The 19015-nt window shown below is 66.5% G+C and carries 16 protein-coding genes; 4 read left to right on the forward strand and 12 right to left on the reverse strand.

The genetic code is table 11. The annotated features are described in order from the left end of the window. The 4 genes from OG716_RS16920 to alaS form a co-directional block, all read right to left on the reverse strand. Window positions 1–825: a shikimate dehydrogenase gene (locus OG716_RS16920; RefSeq protein WP_405138538.1), complete on the reverse strand. Its 825-nt coding sequence runs from the start codon at window positions 823–825 to the stop codon at window positions 1–3. Beyond that, window positions 800–2272 carry an endolytic transglycosylase MltG gene (mltG, locus tag OG716_RS16925; RefSeq protein WP_405138539.1) on the reverse strand — a complete coding sequence of 491 codons (1473 nt, stop codon included), beginning with the start codon at window positions 2270–2272 and terminating at the stop codon, window positions 800–802. The genes OG716_RS16920 and mltG overlap by 26 nt, the downstream gene beginning before the upstream one ends. Continuing rightward, window positions 2269–2772, reverse strand: a complete 504-nt coding sequence (ruvX, locus tag OG716_RS16930; RefSeq protein ID WP_355120317.1) for a Holliday junction resolvase RuvX — start codon at window positions 2770–2772, stop codon at window positions 2269–2271. Before ruvX ends, mltG begins: the two co-directional genes overlap by 4 nt. 71 nt (window positions 2773–2843) lie before the next feature. After that, window positions 2844–5510: an alanine--tRNA ligase gene (gene alaS, locus OG716_RS16935; protein WP_405138540.1), complete on the reverse strand. Its 2667-nt coding sequence runs from the start codon at window positions 5508–5510 to the stop codon at window positions 2844–2846. Between the two features lie 74 nt (window positions 5511–5584). Here alaS and OG716_RS16940 point away from each other — a divergent pair, with 74 nt between their 5' ends. Continuing rightward, a complete protein-coding gene (locus OG716_RS16940) occupies window positions 5585–6241 on the forward strand; it encodes a CatB-related O-acetyltransferase (protein ID WP_405139721.1) in 657 nt (218 codons plus the stop codon). A 30-nt stretch (window positions 6242–6271) separates the two neighbouring features. Here the strand turns inward: OG716_RS16940 and OG716_RS16945 are convergent, their stop codons facing one another. The 4 genes from OG716_RS16945 to OG716_RS16960 all read right to left on the reverse strand — a co-directional run bounded on the left by OG716_RS16945 (window position 6272) and on the right by OG716_RS16960 (window position 9577). Further along, window positions 6272–6517, reverse strand: coding sequence for a Uma2 family endonuclease (locus OG716_RS16945; RefSeq protein ID WP_405138541.1), 246 nt, complete (start codon window positions 6515–6517; stop codon window positions 6272–6274). Further along, on the reverse strand, window positions 6514–6846 hold the full coding sequence (locus OG716_RS16950) for a hypothetical protein (RefSeq protein WP_405138542.1): 333 nt from the start codon (window positions 6844–6846) through the stop codon (window positions 6514–6516). Before OG716_RS16950 ends, OG716_RS16945 begins: the two co-directional genes overlap by 4 nt. 127 nt (window positions 6847–6973) lie before the next feature. Then, window positions 6974–8323, reverse strand: a complete 1350-nt coding sequence (locus OG716_RS16955; RefSeq protein ID WP_405138543.1) for a replication-associated recombination protein A — start codon at window positions 8321–8323, stop codon at window positions 6974–6976. Between the two features lie 84 nt (window positions 8324–8407). Next, window positions 8408–9577: a kinase gene (locus OG716_RS16960; protein WP_327145635.1), complete on the reverse strand. Its 1170-nt coding sequence runs from the start codon at window positions 9575–9577 to the stop codon at window positions 8408–8410. 195 nt (window positions 9578–9772) lie between these two features. On the opposite strand from OG716_RS16960, the gene OG716_RS16965 reads away from it, so the two are divergent. Next, window positions 9773–11011 (forward strand): hypothetical protein, encoded by a 1239-nt coding sequence (locus OG716_RS16965; protein WP_405138544.1) that lies wholly within the window; start codon window positions 9773–9775, stop codon window positions 11009–11011. 66 nt (window positions 11012–11077) lie between these two features. On the opposite strand, the gene aspS is transcribed toward OG716_RS16965, so the two are convergent. Then, complete coding sequence (gene aspS, locus OG716_RS16970; protein WP_327145633.1) at window positions 11078–12865, reverse strand: aspartate--tRNA ligase; 1788 nt, start codon at window positions 12863–12865, stop codon at window positions 11078–11080. A gap of 119 nt (window positions 12866–12984) precedes the next feature. Here aspS and OG716_RS16975 point away from each other — a divergent pair, with 119 nt between their 5' ends. Both OG716_RS16975 and OG716_RS16980 read left to right on the forward strand, forming a co-directional pair. Next, a complete protein-coding gene (locus tag OG716_RS16975; RefSeq protein WP_355120329.1) occupies window positions 12985–13905 on the forward strand; it encodes a neutral zinc metallopeptidase in 921 nt (306 codons plus the stop codon). A gap of 159 nt (window positions 13906–14064) precedes the next feature. Further along, on the forward strand, window positions 14065–14805 hold the full coding sequence (locus tag OG716_RS16980; protein ID WP_405138545.1) for a hypothetical protein: 741 nt from the start codon (window positions 14065–14067) through the stop codon (window positions 14803–14805). 24 nt (window positions 14806–14829) lie between these two features. Here the strand turns inward: OG716_RS16980 and OG716_RS16985 are convergent, their stop codons facing one another. The 3 genes from OG716_RS16985 to OG716_RS16995 all read right to left on the reverse strand — a co-directional run bounded on the left by OG716_RS16985 (window position 14830) and on the right by OG716_RS16995 (window position 19008). Beyond that, a complete protein-coding gene (locus OG716_RS16985; protein WP_405138546.1) occupies window positions 14830–15909 on the reverse strand; it encodes a 2-oxoacid:ferredoxin oxidoreductase subunit beta in 1080 nt (359 codons plus the stop codon). Beyond that, window positions 15909–17861 (reverse strand): 2-oxoacid:acceptor oxidoreductase subunit alpha, encoded by a 1953-nt coding sequence (locus tag OG716_RS16990; RefSeq protein ID WP_405138547.1) that lies wholly within the window; start codon window positions 17859–17861, stop codon window positions 15909–15911. Before OG716_RS16990 ends, OG716_RS16985 begins: the two co-directional genes overlap by 1 nt. 130 nt (window positions 17862–17991) lie before the next feature. Further along, entirely contained in the window at window positions 17992–19008 is a 1017-nt protein-coding gene (locus tag OG716_RS16995; RefSeq protein WP_405138548.1) for an Rv2578c family radical SAM protein, read from the reverse strand. Between the last annotated feature and the right edge of the window lie 7 nt (window positions 19009–19015).

A 19015-nucleotide genomic window follows, 5' to 3' on the forward strand; every position in this document is an offset into this window, starting at 1 on the left:
TCAGTCCTGCAGTGCCGCAGCCATTTCGGCGCGCGGAGCGGGCTTGCCCGTGAACTGTTCAACCTGGTCGTAAGCCTGATTCAGCAACATGTCGAGGCCACTGATCACGGTGTGCCCCGCGCGGGTGACCGCCTCCGCCAGCGGAGTGGGCCACGGGTTGTAGATGGCGTCGAGGACAACCGGGGCCTGGGCCACCGCGTCCGCGACGACGGCGGCTGCGGTCGCCGGGACGGTGCTCACCACGACATCGACATCCGAACACACGAAACCCAGGCTGTCCGGATCGAATCCGATCACTTCGGCCGACAGGCCCAGGCGCTCCGCCAGTTCCAGGGTATCGGCCGCGCGGCCCGCATCACGGGCGACGATGGTGACCGTATGCGCGCCCAGTTCGGCCAGGGCCAGCAGCGCCGGGCGCGCGGTGCCGCCCGCCCCGAGCACCACGGCCTTCGAAATCTCCTCGACGCCCGCGCCTTCCAGCGCACCGCGCACCCCGTCCACATCGGTGCAGTCGGCGCGCCACCCGGTATCGGTGCGCACCAGCGTATTCGCCGACCCGACGAGCTCGGCCCGCTCGGTGCGCTCATCGGCGTAGGCGAGGGCGGCGACCTTGCCGGGCATGGTCACCGACAGCCCGACCCATTCCGGGCCGAGGCCGTCGACAAAGCCGGGCAGCTCTTCGGCGGTGCACTCGACCCGCTCATAGGTCCAGTCCAGGCCCAGCGCGCGATAGGCCGCCAGATGCAGCTGCGGCGAGCGCGAATGCGCGATCGGGCTGCCCAGCACGGCCACCCGGCGATTACCGTCCACTGTCGAGAATTCCACTCTGCCTGGCCTTTTCAATATTGCGCAGATGGTCGTTGTAGTTGTCGGTGAACAGGGTGGTGCCCTGCTTATCGACGGTCACGAAGTACAGCCAGGTGCCGGGGGTCGGATTCTCCATGGCGCGCAGGGCATCCAGCGACGGCGCGGAGATGGGGCTGACCGGCAGGCCCGACATGGCGTACGTATTCCACGGCGTCTTGCGATTGCGGTCGGCGTCGGTGGTGGCGACCTCGGTGCTCGGCAGCGTGTAGTTGACGGTGGAGTCGAACTGCAGCGGCTGCTCGGCCTTGAGCCGGTTCAGGATGACGCGCGCGACCTTGGACATGTCCTGCGGCAGGGCTTCCCGCTCCACCAGCGACGCGCCGATCAGCGTGTCGTATGGCGAGAGACCGTTGGCGGCATTGGACTGCAGCAGACCGGTCGATTCGTAGCTGGCGGCGCTCGCGGTCACCAGCTGCTTGAGAATCTGGTCGGGCGCGGCGCTGGGATCGAAATCCCAGGTACCCGCGGCGATCAGGCCCTCCAGCTGGCGCGAGCGATCGGGCACCGCGCGCACCCGGTCCAGGGCCCAGGCGGGCACACCCAGCGCCGCCGGATCGGTATTGGCGCCCGCGGCCTCGAGCTGGTCGTAGGTCACGCATTTGGCGGTGCTGCCGGCACCGACACAGCTGGCATCGGCGATCTTGCGGTAGATGCCGTCCTTGCGCGCATTGGTGGTCACATCGCTGGAGTCGTGCAGCTGCCGGCCCTCGGAGATCACCACATTGCCGACCCGGGAGCTGGGGGTCACCAGGGCGACCACGGCCTCCGACGCCTTGCTGTGCGCGGGTATGGCGTAGTAGCCGGGCTGCACCGCATTCATATTGTCATTGCGCACGGCCGCCTCGTAGAAGGCGGCGCTACTGGCGACAACACCCTTGGTGTGCATGGTTTCGGCGATCTGGGTGGCGGTATCGCCAGGCTTGACCTGCACCACCGCCAGCGGTCCCTGCGCACCGGAGGCGAAGTCCTCGGCCGGGGAGAAGCGGTTCATGAACTTCCACGACGCGAAACCGGCTGCGCCGACGAACAATACGGCCAGCACCGCGCCGATGACCCACATATTACGACGGCGGCGCTTGCGTTCGGCGGCCTTGCGGGAGGCGACACGGGAGCGCTTCGGGCGCTGCCCGCCCGAGCGCCCGCCGCCGCGGCCACCACTGCGCCCGGCCGATGCCCGGGACCCGCGCGGTTTCGCGGGACGTCCGCGATCGGGCCGCTGCGGCGCCGGGCGGCGCGGCGGCTCGGGCTCGAGCAGGGGCTCCTCGTCCTCATCCTCGTAGCGCGGGATGACGGTGGTGTCGTCTTCGTAATCGTCGGCTTCCGACCATTCCAGATCGTCACGACGGTAGCGGTGTTCAGCGCTCTGCCGGTAGCGTTCCTCGGCTCGCGTCCAGCGGTCGGTCATGCAAGATCACCATCACCGCGCGGCTTCAATGCTGCACTCCGTTCGTCCAACCAACCCTGCAGGATCGACACGGCGGCCGCCTGATCGATGACCTGCCGCTGCCCGCGCGCGCGAACTCCACTGTCCCGCAACGCGCGTGCAGCAGACACCGTAGTCAAACGTTCGTCGGAAAGTCGCACCGGGATCGGCGCGACCAGGGTCCGCAAACGCCCCGCGAAGGTGGCCGCCAGCTTAGCCGACGAGCCGCTCTCCCCGCGCAAGGTGCGCGGCAGGCCGACGATCACTTCGACGGCCTCGTACTCCCGCACAATCTCGGCAATTCGCGCGAGATCGGGCGAGAGGGTGCCTGGCGCGACCTTTTTCGCCTTCGGCACCGTCTCCACCGGGGTGGCGAGAATACCGTCCGGGTCACTGGAGGCGACACCGATGCGGACGGTGCCGACATCGAGGCTGATACGCCGGCCGCGTCCCGGATCGTCCGCGAGGGTGGGCCGGTCCACGGGATACCCCGCGCTTTCGGCAGGGGTCCGGGCGTCGCCGCCCGGGCTGTCCGAGGGTTCGGAATGCGACATCAGCCGGCGAGCTCGGCCACCTGCGCCCGCACGGCCGCCAATCCGGCCTCGATACCGGACGGATCCGAGCCCGCGCCCTGCGCCATCTCCGCCTTACCGCCACCGCGGCCATTGATCTTGGGCCCGAAGCCGGCGACCAGATCGCCGGCCTTGATGCCGAGATCCTGCGCGGCCCTGGTCACCGCGACCACAAATGGCACCTTGCCCTCGTCATTGCCGAGCAGCACCACGATGGCGGGCTCGGAACCGAAGCGGCCCTTGATGTCCACGACCAGGGTGCGCAGATCACCGGCACCGACGCCCTTCGGTGCGGCGGCGGCCACCAGCAGCACCTTGCCGATGCGCTGCGCCTGCTCCACGAAGGTGCCCGCCTGAGACAGCACGGCCGCGACCTTGGTGCGCTCGAGCTCCTTCTCGGCAACCTTCAGGCGCTCCACCAGCTGCTCGACCCGCCCCGGGACTTCTTCCGAGGGCACCTTCAGCGACGCCGCCACACCGGCCAGCAGCGCGCGCTCCTTGGCGAGGTACTTGTAGGAGTCCAGGCCCACAAAGGCTTCCACGCGGCGCACACCCGAACCGACCGACGATTCACCCAGCAGGGTGATCGGCCCGATCTGCGAGGAGTGCTGCACATGGGTGCCACCGCACAGCTCCATGGAGAACGGCCCGCCGATCTCCACCACGCGCACCTCGTCGCCGTAGTTCTCGCCGAACAGCGCCATGGCGCCCATCTTCTTGGCGGACGGCAGATCGGTGACGAAGGTGTTCACCGTGAAATCGTCGGCCACGGCATCATTGGAGATGGCCTCGATATCGGCCTTCTGCCCTTCGGAAAGCGCACCCTGCCAATTGAAGTCGAAACGCAGGTAGCCCGGCTTGTTGAGCGAACCTGCCTGAACGGCGTTGGGGCCCAGCACCTGTCGCAGCGCGGCATGCACCATATGCGTGCCCGAGTGACCCTGGGTCGCACCGCGCCGCCACGACGGATCGACGGCGGCGAGCACGGTATCGCCCTCGGCGAGCTGACCGGCCTCGAGGGTGGTCTTGTGCACCCACACCTTCTTGGCGATCTTCTGCACATCGTTGATGCGCGCCTTCATCGCATGCGAGGAGCTCAGGCTGCCGCGATCGGCGATCTGGCCACCGGACTCGGCGTACAGCGGCGAGCGGTTCAGAATGACCTCGACATCCTGCCCGATCTCCGCGACCGGCACCCGCACGCCATCCTTGATGATCGCGAGAACCGTTGCCTCGGTGGACAGTTCATCGAAACCGGTGAACTCGGTGGCGCCGCGATCGACGAACTCCTTGTAGATCGTCAGATCCGCGTGCGCATGCTTACGGGACTGCGCGTCCTCCTTGGCGAGCTTGCGCTGCTCGGCCATGAGCGAGCGGAAACCCTCCTCGTCCACCGAAAGCCCGGCCTCGGAAGCCATTTCCAGGGTCAGGTCGATCGGGAAGCCGAAAGTGTCGTGCAGCAGGAACGCCTCGGTGCCGCTGATCGTCTTGCCGCCCTGGGCCTGCACCTCGCCGACGGCGTCGTCGAACAGCTTGGAACCGGTGGTGAGCGTGCGCAGGAACGCGCTCTCCTCACCGACTGCGACGGTCTCGATGCGCTTGAAATCAGTGGCCAGTTCCGGGTACGACGGGGCCATGAGATCGCTGACGACCTTCATGAACTCGCCCATGACCGGCTGGTCCGCGCCGAGCAGGCGGGCCGAGCGGACGATACGCCGCAGCAACCGGCGCAGCACATAGCCGCGGCCGTCATTGCCCGGGTTCACGCCATCGGCAATGAGCATGGCGCCGGTGCGGGCGTGATCGGCGATAACGCGGAAGCGCACATCGTCGGCGTGCTCGACACCGTAATTGCGGCCGGTCAGCTCCTCGGCCCTGGTGATGATCGGGCGCAGCAGGTCGGTCTCGTAGACATTGTCGACACCCTGCAGCAGGAACGCGACACGCTCGATGCCCATGCCGGTGTCGATGTTCTGCTTGGGCAGCGGGCCCAGGATCTCGAAGTCGTCCTTGCTCCGGCCCTCACCACGCTCGTTCTGCATGAAGACGAGGTTCCAGATTTCGAGGTAGCGATCCTCGTCGGCCTCCGGACCGCCCTCGATACCGAACTCGGGGCCGCGATCGAAGTAGATCTCCGAACACGGGCCGCACGGGCCGGGGATGCCCATGGACCAGTAGTTGTCGGCCATACCGCGGCGCTGGATGCGCTCGGACGGCATACCGAGCTCGAGCCAGATCTGCTCGGCCTCGTCATCGTCGAGGTAGACGGTGGCCCACAGCTTTTCGGGGTCGAAGCCGTAGCCGCCGTCCTCGACGCTGTCGGTCAGCAGCGACCAGGCGAAGGCGATGGCCTCACGCTTGAAGTAGTCGCCGAAGCTGAAATTGCCGGCCATCTGGAAGAAGGTGTTGTGGCGGGTGGTGACGCCGACATTCTCGATATCGCCGGTGCGCACGCACTTCTGCACGCTGGTCGCCCGCGCCCAGGGCGGCGTCTGCTGACCGAGGAAATACGGGACGAACTGGACCATGCCTGCATTGACGAACAGCAGGTTGGGGTCGGCCAGGATCAGCGAGGCACTGGGAACCTCGGTGTGTCCGGCACGGACGAAATGCTCCAGGAAGCGTCGGCGAATCTCGTGGGTCTGCACAGATATCAAGCCTACCGGTCCCGGTCCAGCGGGTTTCCGCCGACCACCGGGCGATAGATACCATCGCGATGGTGATTGTGATTCCAGACCCATCAACTCCGTTCCCGCTGCCGCATACGGACCGGACCGTCTATCTGAAACCGCACATCACCTCGGATACGATCGAGGTCGGCGACTACAGCTACTTCGACGATCCCGTGGCGGCGACGGAGTTCGAGGCCAATAACGTCCTCTACGCCTTCGGCCCCGAAAAGCTGATCATCGGCAAGTTCTGCGCCCTGGCGACCGGCACCCGCTTCATCATGGCCGGCGCCAATCACGCCACCGCGGGCGTGTCCACGTTCCCGTTCACCATCTTCGGCGGCACCTGGGCCGAACAGACCATGGACATCATCACGTCGATCCCGAGCAAGGGCGACACCGTGGTCGGCAATGACGTGTGGTTCGGCTACAACACGCTGATCATGCCCGGCGTGCGCATCGGCGACGGCGCGATCATCGCCACCGGCTCGGTCGTCACCACCGATGTGCCGCCCTACACCATCGTCGGTGGCAACCCGGCCAAGCCGGTCAAGCAGCGCTTCGACTATGCCGAGGTGGACCTGCTCCTGCGCGCGGCCTGGTGGAACTGGCCCATCGAACTCGTCACCGAACACGTCCGCGTCATCATGGCGGGCACCCCGAAGGAAATCGGACATATCGCCCGCGAAAACGGCCTCCTCACAGACTGAATCGAGACCACCCGGTCGCGGGTCCCATGATCAGCGAACCCATTCCTTCAACGGCTCGGTATCCAACGTGAAATCGACGGGAGCCGGCAAAACGACCTGCTCACCGAACGGCAGTCGGCTGATCGAGGAGTACACACCGTGCACTGGACGGCTGTAGACGAAGACCTCGCAGGCATCCCTGTCGATGAAAAGATAGACAGGGATGCCGGTTTCGGCGTACGCACGCGGCTTCTCCACCCGATCGCGTCGATCCGTATCGGAATCGAAAGATGTCACTCCACCACCATCAGTACCGGGTCGGCGTTCTTCCACACCGGCTGACCGGTGAAGGAGCGGATGGGCGCGAGAATCCCATCGGGAATCGCACGACCACCTCGAAATGCCTCCACCTTCAGTTCGGTGCCCGGGTACATGGACAGATCCGGTCTGCTCAGGATGAAGTGCCTGATCAACCACTGGATGATCTCGACGTGATCGCCGCCCGGCACCGGCTTCGCCCCCAACTTGCCGTAGATGAATTCGAGCTTGATCCCCTCGCCGGCGCGACTCGCTAGACACGCGAGTTCTTCGAAATCCTCGACAAGCATCTGTGGTCGATCCGCCATAGCTGTCACCGAATCCCTCCGCTCTACTGGGGGCCGTGGATTCACCGACACGGACCACCGTATTTCCCCAGTGCGGCGTGTAGCCATCGTTTCAGATCGACTCGCACCGCGACACGCAGGAACTCTGCTACCGACTGCGGATTATGCGGCGGAGTTTGGTTACGCGGGGGCCCACTTCGCGTTCGTAGCCGTGGTCGGTGGGGTTGTAGTAGTCCGTGCCGACCAGTTCGTCGGGCGGATACTGTTGTGCGAGAACACCATCCGGGTGATCATGCGGATACTTGTAGCCCTGGGCACTGCCCAGGGCGGCGGCGCCCGGGTAGTGGCCGTCGCGCAGATGTGGCGGCACCGCACCGGCTTTGCCCGCGCGGATATCGGCCATGGCTGCGCCGATACCCTTGACGACCGCACCGGATTTGGGGGCGGTCGCGATGTGGATGGTGGCGTGGGCGAGGGCCAGCTGAGCCTCGGGCATACCCACAAGTTGCACGACCTGGGCCGCTGCCACGGCAGTTTGCAGGGCGGTCGGATCGGCCATGCCGACCTCTTCACTGGCCTGAATCATCAAGCGGCGGGCGATGAATCGCGGATCTTCGCCGGCGCTGATCATGCGGGCGAGGTAGTGCAGGGCGGCATCGACATCGGAACCGCGCAGGGATTTGATGAAGGCGCTGATGACGTCGTAGTGCTGGTCACCGGCGCGGTCGTAACGGACCGCCGCCTTGTCGACGCTGGCTTCGACCAGCTCGACGCCCACGGTGCCGTCGAGCGAGGATTCGGCGGACGCCTCCAGGGCCGTGAGCGAGCGCCGCGCATCACCGCCCGCAATGCGCACGATGTGATCGAGCGCGGCATCGGTCACCGTGTATTCGCCCGCGAGACCGCGCGGATCCTCGATGGCACGGGTGAGCACGGTGCGAATATCATCCTCGGACAAGGACGTCAGCTGCAGTACCAGCGAGCGGGACAGCAGCGGGGACACCACCGAGAAGGACGGGTTCTCGGTGGTCGCGCCGACCAGCAGCACAATGCGGTTCTCGACCGCGGCCAGCAGCGCGTCCTGCTGGGTCTTCGAAAAGCGGTGCACCTCATCGATGAAGAGCACGGTCTGCTCCCCCACGGTGAGCCGGCGGCGCGCGAGATCGATCACCGCGCGCACCTCCCTCACTCCGGCGGACAGCGCCGAGAGCGCCTCGAAGCGGCGGCCGGTGGATTGCGAGATGAGCGAGGCGAGTGTTGTCTTACCGGTCCCCGGCGGCCCGTAGAGCAGCACCGAAGCCGCACCGGAACCCTCGATGAGCCGGCGCAGCGGCGAGCCGGGGCCGAGCAGATGCTCCTGGCCCACCACCTCGTCCAGATTTCTCGGGCGCATGCGCACGGCCAGCGGCGCGAATCCCTCGCGGCCTGCCGGCGGCAACGCCTCGAACTCGTCGGACACGTCCTCCATCCCTGGCGCTTCGAACAACCCGTCACTCACCACGCGACCGTACCGCCCGCCCACGACAGGAACGAGCAAGGCCGGGATCCGCATGGGATCCCGGCCTCGCGCGTCGAATCGAATCTATTCTTCCCAGTGCTCCTCGAGCGTCGCCGAGACGTGCTCGGCGAAATCACCGAGCGAATCGTCACCCGTGCAGCGGGCATCCTCGGCGAGTGCGGCCCAGCGGTTGATCAGCGCCGCCGACCGCGGAATAGACAGTCCGTGCTCACGAGCCGCCGCGATGCGGGTGTGGTCCGCGGGCAGGAACCAGTAGGTGGAGAGCCAGACCCAGATCAGCCGCGCCTCGAGAATGCGCTCGGCGAGCACATCATCGTCGGCGAGAGCCGGCCAGACCGCGACCACTTCCGAGCGCCAGGCCTCGACCATCTGCCGGGCACGTTCCCGGGAGAGTTCGAAGTCGCAGAGACAGCCGGGGAAAGAGACCAGGGCGTAGGCGATGTCGAGGGTGGCATCACGGAATCCACCCCACTCGTAGTCCAGGAAACGCGCACCCTCGTCATTGAGGATGACATTGTCCGGGCACAGATCGGACGGGCTGAAGGCGCGATAGCGCCCGGCGGAGAACAAGCGGTTACCACGAACGATGCGCTCGGCGATCTCGCCGGGGACCTCTATGCCGAGCTCGTGCTGCAGCATGACGGGGACATCGGAGACCGAGGATTCGGCCTGCTGGGCAATGCCGTCCACCCGATGCACCACGTCGACGCGGCGTAGCAGGGCGACAAAATCGGCCTCGCGGCCGACGGTGGCAGCGTGCATGCGACCCAATGCCTGCGCGAATGCCATGAGCGAATTGCGCCCGGCCGGCTCGGCTCCGGCCTGCAGTACGGCCGTGAGCGAGGTGTTCTCCCCGAGGTCGCTGAGGATGAGCAGCCGATCGGGCAGGCTGTAACCGAGTAGGTAGGCCCCGGGTCTGTGGTCGCGCCCGAGCGCCGTGGTGAATTGGTAGGAAACCGCCTCACGCAAGAATGCGGAGTCGATGCTGGCCACACCGGGCGCCATACCCCCGGTGCGTCGTTCCTGCGCGCTGCCGCGTACCTGCTTCACTATGAGAGTGCGCGGAAGTGAGAAAGCGTTCTCCGCTACACGCACGCGTAGCACCGTCGTTCTACCACTGCCGCTGAGTTCAATTGGATCGCTCAGCTTTACCGCAGCACCCATTCGCTTTGTGAGCAACTGTTGTGCCGCGTACACGACTTCGGCGGCGCGTTCGGCCAATAGTGCGGTCATCGGTTCCCAAGTTACTCGCACCAGGTCACTTTCAGCGAGCGGTTGCGCAACCTTTCGCGCGTCGTCCGGCGTGTCTGGGTACCGGGTTTGCCCACACGGCGCTGGTTGCTTGACACAACCAGGACCGTCGAGTTGTCTCATGTTCAACTGCTGTGTGTCACACCGTAAACCGGGAAATGTGAAAGGCTCGCGACCATGACCGGCACGCCGCCCTCCGCACCGAACGCACCCTCCGGCGACAATCCGGGCGAGGAGGGCGGCGGGCAGTACACGGCCCGGCCCGGAGCCCATCAAAACCCCGAGCCGCCACCGCATTCCGGTGCGCCCGAACAGGGTCCGGGACACGGTCGCCACGAGTTGCCCGGGCTCGCCGGATACCCGCAATTCAGCGGGCCGGGCGCCGCGCAGTACGGCAGCGAAGCCGTGGAACCACCGCCTCCGCTGCCCCCGCAGTCGGGCGCGCCGGTATCGCAGCCGGGCTACGGTCAGTCCGGCGGGATACCGCGGCAGGGCGGGTACGCACCACAGCCCGGCGGGTACGCGCCGCAGCAGGGTTCACCTCAGCAGGGCGGTTACGTACCCGGCCAGGGCGGACCTCAACAGGGTGGTTACGTACCCGGCCAGGGCGGACCCCAGCAGGGCGGTTACTCACCCCAGGGCGGACCCCAGCAGGGCGGTTACGCACCGCAACAGGGTGCGCGGCAAGGCGATTACGGCCAGCCCCCGAGCGGCTACGGACAGCCGCCCGGTGCGGTGCCACCCGGCGGACAGCAGTCTTCGGAGCCGCAGTCCTCGACGTACGAGCATCCCCCGATCAGTCTCAATGTGGGTCGCGCCATCTCCTACGGCTGGGATCGCTTCCGCGCCAATCCGGTTCCGTGGATCGGCATGGTGCTGGTCGGATTGATCGCCTGGCTGGTGGTCACCCTGCTGGTGAATATCGTTGACGTGCAATCGCTCACGGGCGTGCTGCTGCTGTTCATCGTGGCTGCCCTGGTGATGTGGCTGCTGCAGGCGGCGATGATCCGCGGTGCGCTCTACGAAACCGATGGCACCCCACCGGATTTTTCGGGCTTCTTCGGATTCGTCAATGCCGGCAGTGTGCTGATCACGGCGCTCATCGTCTTCGTGGCCTGCCTGATCGCCTCGATGCTGTGCGTGTTCCCGGTGGTGATCGTCGGCGTGCTGTGCATGTTCGCACTGCATTTCGTGATCGATCAGGAGATGGATCCGCTGACCGCCATCAAATCCAGTGCCCAGCTGGTGATCTCGAATGCCCTGCAGGTGATCCTGCTGGCCCTGGCCGTGCTGGTGATCACCTTCGCCGGCGCGCTGCTGTGCGGTCTGGGCCTGCTGGTCGCCGGTCCGGTCACGGCCATCGCGATCACCTACGCCTATCGCACGCTCACCGGTCGCCTGGTCGTACAGTACTAGCGGGACAGACAGAAAAGCACCGGCCAGTATCGAGATACCGGCCGGTGCTTTGTGTTCGGACCGAGACTACTTGTCCTTCACCGGGTTACCGTCGGCGTCCAGCTTCACGTCCAGTCCGGCGTCGCGGCGCTGCACGGGCGTGATCGGGGTGGGCGCATCGGTGAGCGGATCCACGCCGCCGCCCGACTTCGGGAAGGCGATGACATCGCGAATGGAATCCACACCGGCCAGCAGCGCGGTGATGCGGTCCCAGCCGAAGGCGATGCCGCCGTGCGGAGGCGCGCCGTAGGAGAAGGCGTCGAGCAGGAAGCCGAACTTGTCCTGCGCCTCCTCCTCGCTGATGCCCATCACCTTGAACACCCGCTCCTGCACATCGCGGCGATGGATACGGATGGACCCGCCGCCGATCTCATTGCCGTTGCAGACGATGTCGTAGGCATAGGCCAGCGCCGAACCGGGATCGGTGTCGAAGGTGGCGAGCGAATCGGGCTTGGGCGAGGTGAACGCGTGGTGCACCGCGGTCCAGGCCGAATGGCCGAGCGCCACATCGCCACTCGCGGTGGCGTCGGCGGCGGGCTCGAACATGGGTGCGTCGACGATCCAGACGAAGGCCCACTCGTTCTCGTCGATGAGCTCGCACTTGCGGGCGATCTCACCGCGCGCGGCACCGAGCAGCGCGCGCTGCGACTTGGCGTCACCGGCACCGAAGAACACGCAGTCGCCGGGGTTGGCGCCGACGTACTTGGCCAGGCCCTCACGCTCGGCGTCGGTCAGGTTCTTGGCGACCGGACCACCGAGGGTGCCGTCCTCCTGGATGAGGATGTAGGCCAGACCCTTGGCGCCGCGCTGCTTGGCCCACTCCTGCCAGGCGTCGAGCTGACGCCGCGGCTGCGACGCACCGCCCGGCATGACGACGGCACCGACATACGGCGCCTGGAACACCCGGAACGGGGTGTCCTTGAAGTACTCCGCCATCTCGGTGATCTCGATGCCGAAGCGCAGGTCGGGCTTGTCGGAACCGTAGCGGCGCATGGCTTCCGCGTAGGTCATGTGCGGGATCGGTGTGGTGATCTCGTGGCCGATGAGCTTCCACAGCGCGACCAGGATGTCCTCGGCCAGGAGGATGACGTCCTCCTGGGTCACGAAGCTCATCTCGATATCGAGCTGGGTGAACTCGGGCTGGCGGTCGGCGCGGAAGTCCTCATCGCGGTAGCAGCGCGCGATCTGGTAGTACCGCTCGATGCCCGCGACCATGAGCAGCTGCTTGAACAGCTGCGGGGACTGCGGCAGCGCGTAGAACTTGCCGGGCTGCAGGCGCGCCGGAACCAGGAAGTCGCGCGCGCCCTCCGGGGTGGACCGGGTCATGGTCGGGGTCTCGACCTCGACGAAGGCGTGATTGCCGAGCACCTCGCGGGCGGCGGCGCTGACCTTGGACCGCAGCCGCAGCGCATGCGCCGGGCCTTCGCGGCGCAGATCCAGGTAGCGATACTTGAGACGGGCCTCTTCGCCGGGCTCGTCATCGAGCTGGAACGGCAGCGGCGCGGCCTCGTTGAGCACCTCGAGTTCGGTGACGTTCACCTCGATGGCGCCGGTCGGCAGATTCGGGTTCTCGCTGCCGGCCGGTCGATTCTCGACCACACCGGTGACCTTCACGCAGAACTCGTTGCGCAGCTTATGGGCCTGTTCGGCGGGGACGCCTTCACGGAAGACGGCCTGCGACACGCCCGAAGCATCACGCAGATCGATGAAGATCACGCCACCGTGGTCTCGCCGTCGGGCCACCCATCCGGTGAGGGTGACAGTCTGACCGGCGTGCTCGCTTCGCAGCGAACCAGCCAAGTGGGTGCGCAGCACTGGATTCCTTTCGACGGGCTCGAAGCACCGGCGGGGTGGGCCGGGTGCGCTCCCATCGTAGTGAGACACGTATTCCTAGAGGAAACCGATATCCGTGCGGCCATGCCAAGCTATTGGTCATGACCTTCAACGAGGGCCTGCAGATCGACCCGAACCGGGTCTCGGGCGGCAGCGGCGGACCGGGTATGGGCGGCGGAATAGCCCTCGGGGGCGGCGCCCTGGGCATCGTGGTGCTCATTGCCACACTGCTGCTCGGGGGCGATCCCGGCAGTGTCCTCGGACAGTTCACCGGAGCCCAGAGTCAATCGCAGGGCGCGGCGCAGACGCCGGACCATTGCAAGACCGGTGCAGACGCGAACAAGTACGCGGACTGCCGCGTCATCGCGACGGTTCAGAGTCTGGACACGGTCTGGGGCACCGAACTGGCCAAGCAGACCAATAAGCAGTACACCGAACCGAAGGTGCGACTGTTCTCCGGCGCGGTGAACACCGGCTGCGGGCAGGCGTCCTCGGCGGTCGGCCCGTTCTACTGCCCCGCCGACCAGACCGCCTACTTCGATGTCAGCTTCTTCCAGGAGCTGAAGGATCGCTTCGGCGCGAGCGGCGGCCCGCTGGCGCAGGAGTACGTGGTGGCGCACGAGTTCGGGCATCACATTCAGAACCTGCTCGGCGATATCGGCCGCGCGCAGCGTGATCCGCGCGGTCCGGAGTCCGGCGCGGTCCGCACCGAACTGCAGGCCGACTGCTACGCGGGCGTATGGGCGTACTACGCCGATAAGCTACCCATGCCCGGCACCAACCAGACGTTCCTGAATCCGTTGACGGACAATGATATCCGTGACGGCCTCTCGGCAGCCTCGGCTGTCGGTGACGACCGCATCCAGAAGGCGTCGACCGGCAAGGTCAACCCCGAAGCCTGGACCCACGGCTCCTCCGACGAGCGGCAGAAGTGGTTCCTGTCCGGCTACAAGACCGGACAGGTCAAGATGTGCGACACCTACTCCGCGCGCGACCTCGGTAACCCGCCCGGCATCCGCTGACGAAACCCACTCTGCGACAGCACCTCCCGACGCCCGAACGGGCGCAACGCGGACACGGCAGCCACCCGCCTCCGACGTTCCGCCGATGACTCGCGTCCACGCACGGGGCAGAATCATCGGCGGCGGGTGTTCGCCCGCGCGGAGATTCGGAGGGCATCGATGCGCAGACTCAGCGCACCAGGCGGATTCGAGCACAACGCGTTCGGCATCCGGCGACGCGGCATGGTGACCGCGCTGGCGACGGCCGTATTACTCACCGGCACCATAGGTTTCGCGCAGGCCGGCGATGCCGCTCCCCCACCACCGGCCGAACCCGCTGTCGCCGCGCCGCCGCTCACCAGCGCGCCCGCGCCCGGCCCGGCCCCGGCGGCCCCCTCGTCCGCACCGCCCGTTGCACCCGTCACGCCGGTGGCCCCGGACCAGCCCGCGCCCGTGACCACTACGCCCGGCGCCGAACCCGCTCCACCGGTGCCGGTTTCGCCCGCACCGTCTACCGCGCCCAACACCCAGAAGCCCTGGTCCACGGTGTTCCTGCTGACATCCATGCCGAACAGCTGGGAAAACATCGGCAACCCGCAACCGGCGCTGGAGATCTGGGCCGATGGCCGGGCGATCGAGCGGCGCAATGGCCAGGAGATCTACGGCAGGGTGGCCGCGGAGGCGACGGCGGCGGCCGCGACCGAGGTGCGGGCATTGGCGCTGGCGGATATGGGCACGGCGAATCTGACCGATCAGGGGGCCGCGATCATCGATTTCATGCCGGCGCCTCCTGATCAGGATGTGCATCTGGTCGTGTACAGCCCGGGGGCCGTCGATGGGCTCACCGATGATCAGAAGGCGTGCCGCCAGCGCTTCACCGATGTGTTCCAGCACCTGCTGAACGCCTTCGTCGCCTCCTGATCGCGGCGGCCTCGAGACGAAAGGTCAGCCGACCGTCCAGGTTTCGCGTCCGGTGAGCAGCTGTTGCAGCGAATTCTCGTGTACCGGTTTGTGCTGCACCGCGGTCGCGAGCTGGGCGCGGACGCCGTCGTCGTAGGTGGATCGATTCACGCTGCGGAAGACGCCGGTCACCACGTGTGACAGGTCCTGATCCGACAGCCGCGAGAGAGCGTAGGCGTATTCGGGATTGTCGGTGTAGGCATCGTGGACCACGATGTCGGCCTCGGCGACGGAGTCGGCAGGCGCGACCCGCAGCCCGAAACCATTGCGCACCACCGCGAATTCGCTCTCGGCCCCGAAGCGGATGGGCTCACCGTGCCGCAGCCGGATGAGATGCGATTCGGCATTGTCGCGGCGCAGGGCATCGAAGGAGCCGTCATTGAAGATCGGGCAGTCCTGCAGGATCTCCACGAACGAGGTCCCGCGATGCGCGGCGGCGGCGCGCAGCACCTCATTGAGACCGGTGCGATCGGAGTCCAAAGCCCGTGCGGCGAAAGTGGCTTCGGCGCCGAGTGCGATCGAGAGCGTATTGAACGGGTGATCCACCGAGCCCATCGGCGTCGACTTGGTGACCTTCCCGGTCTCGGAGGTCGGCGAGTACTGCCCCTTGGTGAGTCCGTAGATCCGATTGTTGAACAACAGGATCGTCATATTCACATTGCGCCGGAGCGCGTGAATGAGGTGGTTACCGCCGATGGACAGCGCATCACCGTCACCGGTCACCACCCACACCGACAGATCCGGCCGGGTCACGGCCAGTCCGGTGGCGATGGCGGGCGCCCGGCCGTGGATCGAGTGAATCCCGTACGCCTCCAGGTAGTACGGGAACCGGCTGGAGCAGCCGATGCCGGAGACGAACATCAGATTTTCGCGCTCGAGCCCAAGATCGGCCAGGAATCCGCGCACCGTGGCCAGGATGACGTAGTCGCCGCATCCCGGGCACCAGCGCACCTCCTGATCGGTGGTGTACTCCTTGGCCTTCTGCGGCCCGTCGGCACGGGGTACGCCCGACAGCCCGGTGAGGCCGAGATCGGCGCCGACAAGCGGGTTTTCGAGAATGGTCATCACTTACCCCCAGTTGTGCGGTAGGTCGCCCGCGCTCGGGCGGTGAAGGCCTTGTTCTGCTCCATCTCCGTGAGGGAGCCGTCCAGGGCCGCGTCGATGACGCCGACGAGTTCCTGGGCGGAGAAGGCAAGACCGGCGATCTTGGTCCACGGCTGCACATCCACCAGGTAGCGGGCGCGCAGCAGCATGGCCAGCTGACCGCCGTTCATCTCCGGCGCGACCACGGTGCGATAGCGCTTCAGTACCGCACCGAGGTTGGCGGGGAACGGATTCAGATGCCGCAGATGCGCCTGCGCCACCGGTACACCGCGACGGCGGGCCCGCCGGCACGCCTCGCCGATCGGCCCGTAGGAGCTGCCCCAGCCCAGCAGCAGCAGTTCGGCCTTGCCGTCCGGATCGTCGACCTCGAGGTCGGGCACGGCGATGCCGTCGATCTTGGCCTGCCGCAGCCGGACCATGAGTTCGTGATTGGCCGGTTCGTAGGAGATATTGCCACTGCCGTCGGCCTTTTCGAGGCCGCCGATGCGATGTGCGCGACCGACGGTGCCGGGCACGGCGAGCGGCCGGGCCAGGGTCTCCGGATCGCGTGCGTAGGGCTCGAACGAATCGTCTTCCGCACCAGCGGGTTCGAAGCCGGGATCGATGGGCGGCAATTCGGAGACCTGCGGAATCGACCACGGCTCGGACCCATTGGCAATCGCGCCGTCGGAGAGCACCAGCACCGGGGTGCGGTAGGTGAGCGCGATGCGCGCCGCCTCGACCGTGGTGTCGAAACAGTCCGCGGGCGAGCGCGGGGCCAGCACGGCCACCGGCGATTCACCATTGCGCCCGAACAGCGCCTGCAGCAGATCGGCCTGCTCCGTTTTGGTCGGCAGGCCGGTCGAGGGCCCACCGCGCTGCACATCGATGATGAGCAGCGGCAATTCGGTCATGACCGCGAGCCCGATGGTCTCGCTCTTGAGTGCGAGCCCGGGCCCGGAGGTGCTGGTGACGCCGAGCGCCCCGCCGAGCGAAGCGCCCAGTGCCGCACCGATTCCGGCGATCTCGTCCTCGGCCTGGAAGGTGGTGACGCCGAGGTTCTTGTGCTTGCTCAGTTCGTGCAGGATGTCCGAGGCCGGGGTGATCGGGTAGGTGCCCAGGAAGACCGGTATTCCGGCGAGTTGCCCGGCGGTGACGAGGCCGTAGGCGAGCGCGGTATTGCCGGTGATCTGCCGGTAGGTGCCGACGGGCAGCGTCGCGGGCGCAATCTCGTAGGTGGTGGCGAAGGATTCGGTCGTCTCGCCATAATTCCAGCCTGCCCGAAATGCGAGGATATTCGCTTCGGCGACATCCGGTGTGGACGCGAATTTCTCCCGCATGAATGTTTCGGTGCCGCCCAGCGGCCGGCCGTACATCCAGGACAGCAATCCCAGCGCGAACATATTCTTCGCGCGCTGCCCGTCCTTTTTACCCACACCGGTCGGTTCGGTTGCGGCCAGTGTCAGTGAAGTCATGGGCACCCGGTGCACCACAAAATCGGACAAACTCTCATCGCCGAGCGGGTCGGCGGCGTATCCGACCTTGGCGAGATTGCGTTTGGTGAATTCGTCGGTATTGAGGATCAAAGTCGCTCCCCGCGCCAGATCCTCCAGATTCGCCTTCAGCGCCGCGGGATTCATCGCCACCAGTACATCGGGCTGGTCACCGGCGGTGAGGATGTCGTAGTCGGCAATCTGGATCTGAAACGATGAGACACCCGGCAGGGTGCCCTGTGGTGCGCGGATCTCGGCGGGGAAGTTGGGCTGGGTGGCGAGGTCATTGCCGAATGCGGCGGCCTCGTGCGTGAATCGGTCACCGGTGAGTTGCATACCGTCACCGGAGTCACCCGCGAAGCGAATTACAACCTTTTCCAATTTCTCTGCGGCGCCACCGTTTCCGGATGTCGCCACCGAATCATCACGCTGCGAAACCATGCGCCTGCATCACTTCCTCGTCCGTGAGAGGTACCAACGCCAAAGTACTCCGCTCTATTCGCGGCACGCCCGCGAAGTGAGCAGTGAGATATGCGGAGATTGCAGAGATCGGAGAGATTCGCAGCGAGCGTCAGGCGAACAGCGCCAGCTGCGGGTCGGGCGTCTGCGACAGCACGGCAGGCGCCTCGGGCTCGGCCTGCTGTGCGCGATTCAAACCATGTTTTTCCAGTAGCGGATCGATCCGGCCGCGTAGCCACGCGGAGTACTCCGGAGTCACCGAGGTTCCGCGACCATACAGCGTGCGATAGCGCCGCAGCAGCGCCGGGTGCTGTTCGGCGAGCCAGGTCAGGAACCAGCCACGGGTGCTGCCGCGCAGGTGCATCGGGAAGGCGACGGCACTCGCCGCGCCGGCGTCGGCGATGGCCTGGAAGATCTCTTCGAGGTGTGCGCGGCTGTCGGTGAGATACGGAATGATCGGCGCCACCATGACATTCACGTCGAATCCGGCATCGGCGAACGCGCGCACCAACTCCAGCCGCGCCCGCGGCGACGGCGTGCCCGGCTCCAGACTGCGATGCAGTTCCGGATCCAGAATGGCAATGGAGACAGCGAGATGCACCGGCACCTGCCGCGCTGCCTGAGTCAGCAGCGGCAGATCCCGGCGCATGAGAGTGCCTTTGGTGAGAATGGAGAACCCGGTGCCCGATTCGGTGAGCGCGCCGATGATGCCCGGCATGAGCCGGTAGCGACCCTCGGCGCGCTGATACGGGTCCGTATTCGTGCCCAGCGCAACGGTTTCCCGATGCCAGGAGCGTTTGTGCACCTCGCGGCGCAGCACCGCGGCGACATTGGTCTTGACCACGATCTGATTGTCGAAGTCGTCGCCGGCATCCAGATCCAGATACTCGTGCGTACCGCGCGCGAAGCAGTAGCGGCACGCATGCGAGCATCCGCGCATCGGGTTGATGGTCCAGCCGAAGGGCAGGGCGCCGCCGTCGGGCACCTTGTTCAGAGCGCTCTTGCAGAGCACCTCGTGGAACGTGATGCCCTCGAACTCCGGAGTCTGTACGCTCCGTACGAATCCCGCGCGTTCGAGTCCGGGCAGCGCGCCGTCATCGGCATCGAGGGTCTGGCTTTGCCACCGCACCCCCCAA

Source organism: Nocardia sp. NBC_01388, from assembly GCF_045040085.1.
Taxonomy (GTDB): domain Bacteria; phylum Actinomycetota; class Actinomycetes; order Mycobacteriales; family Mycobacteriaceae; genus Nocardia.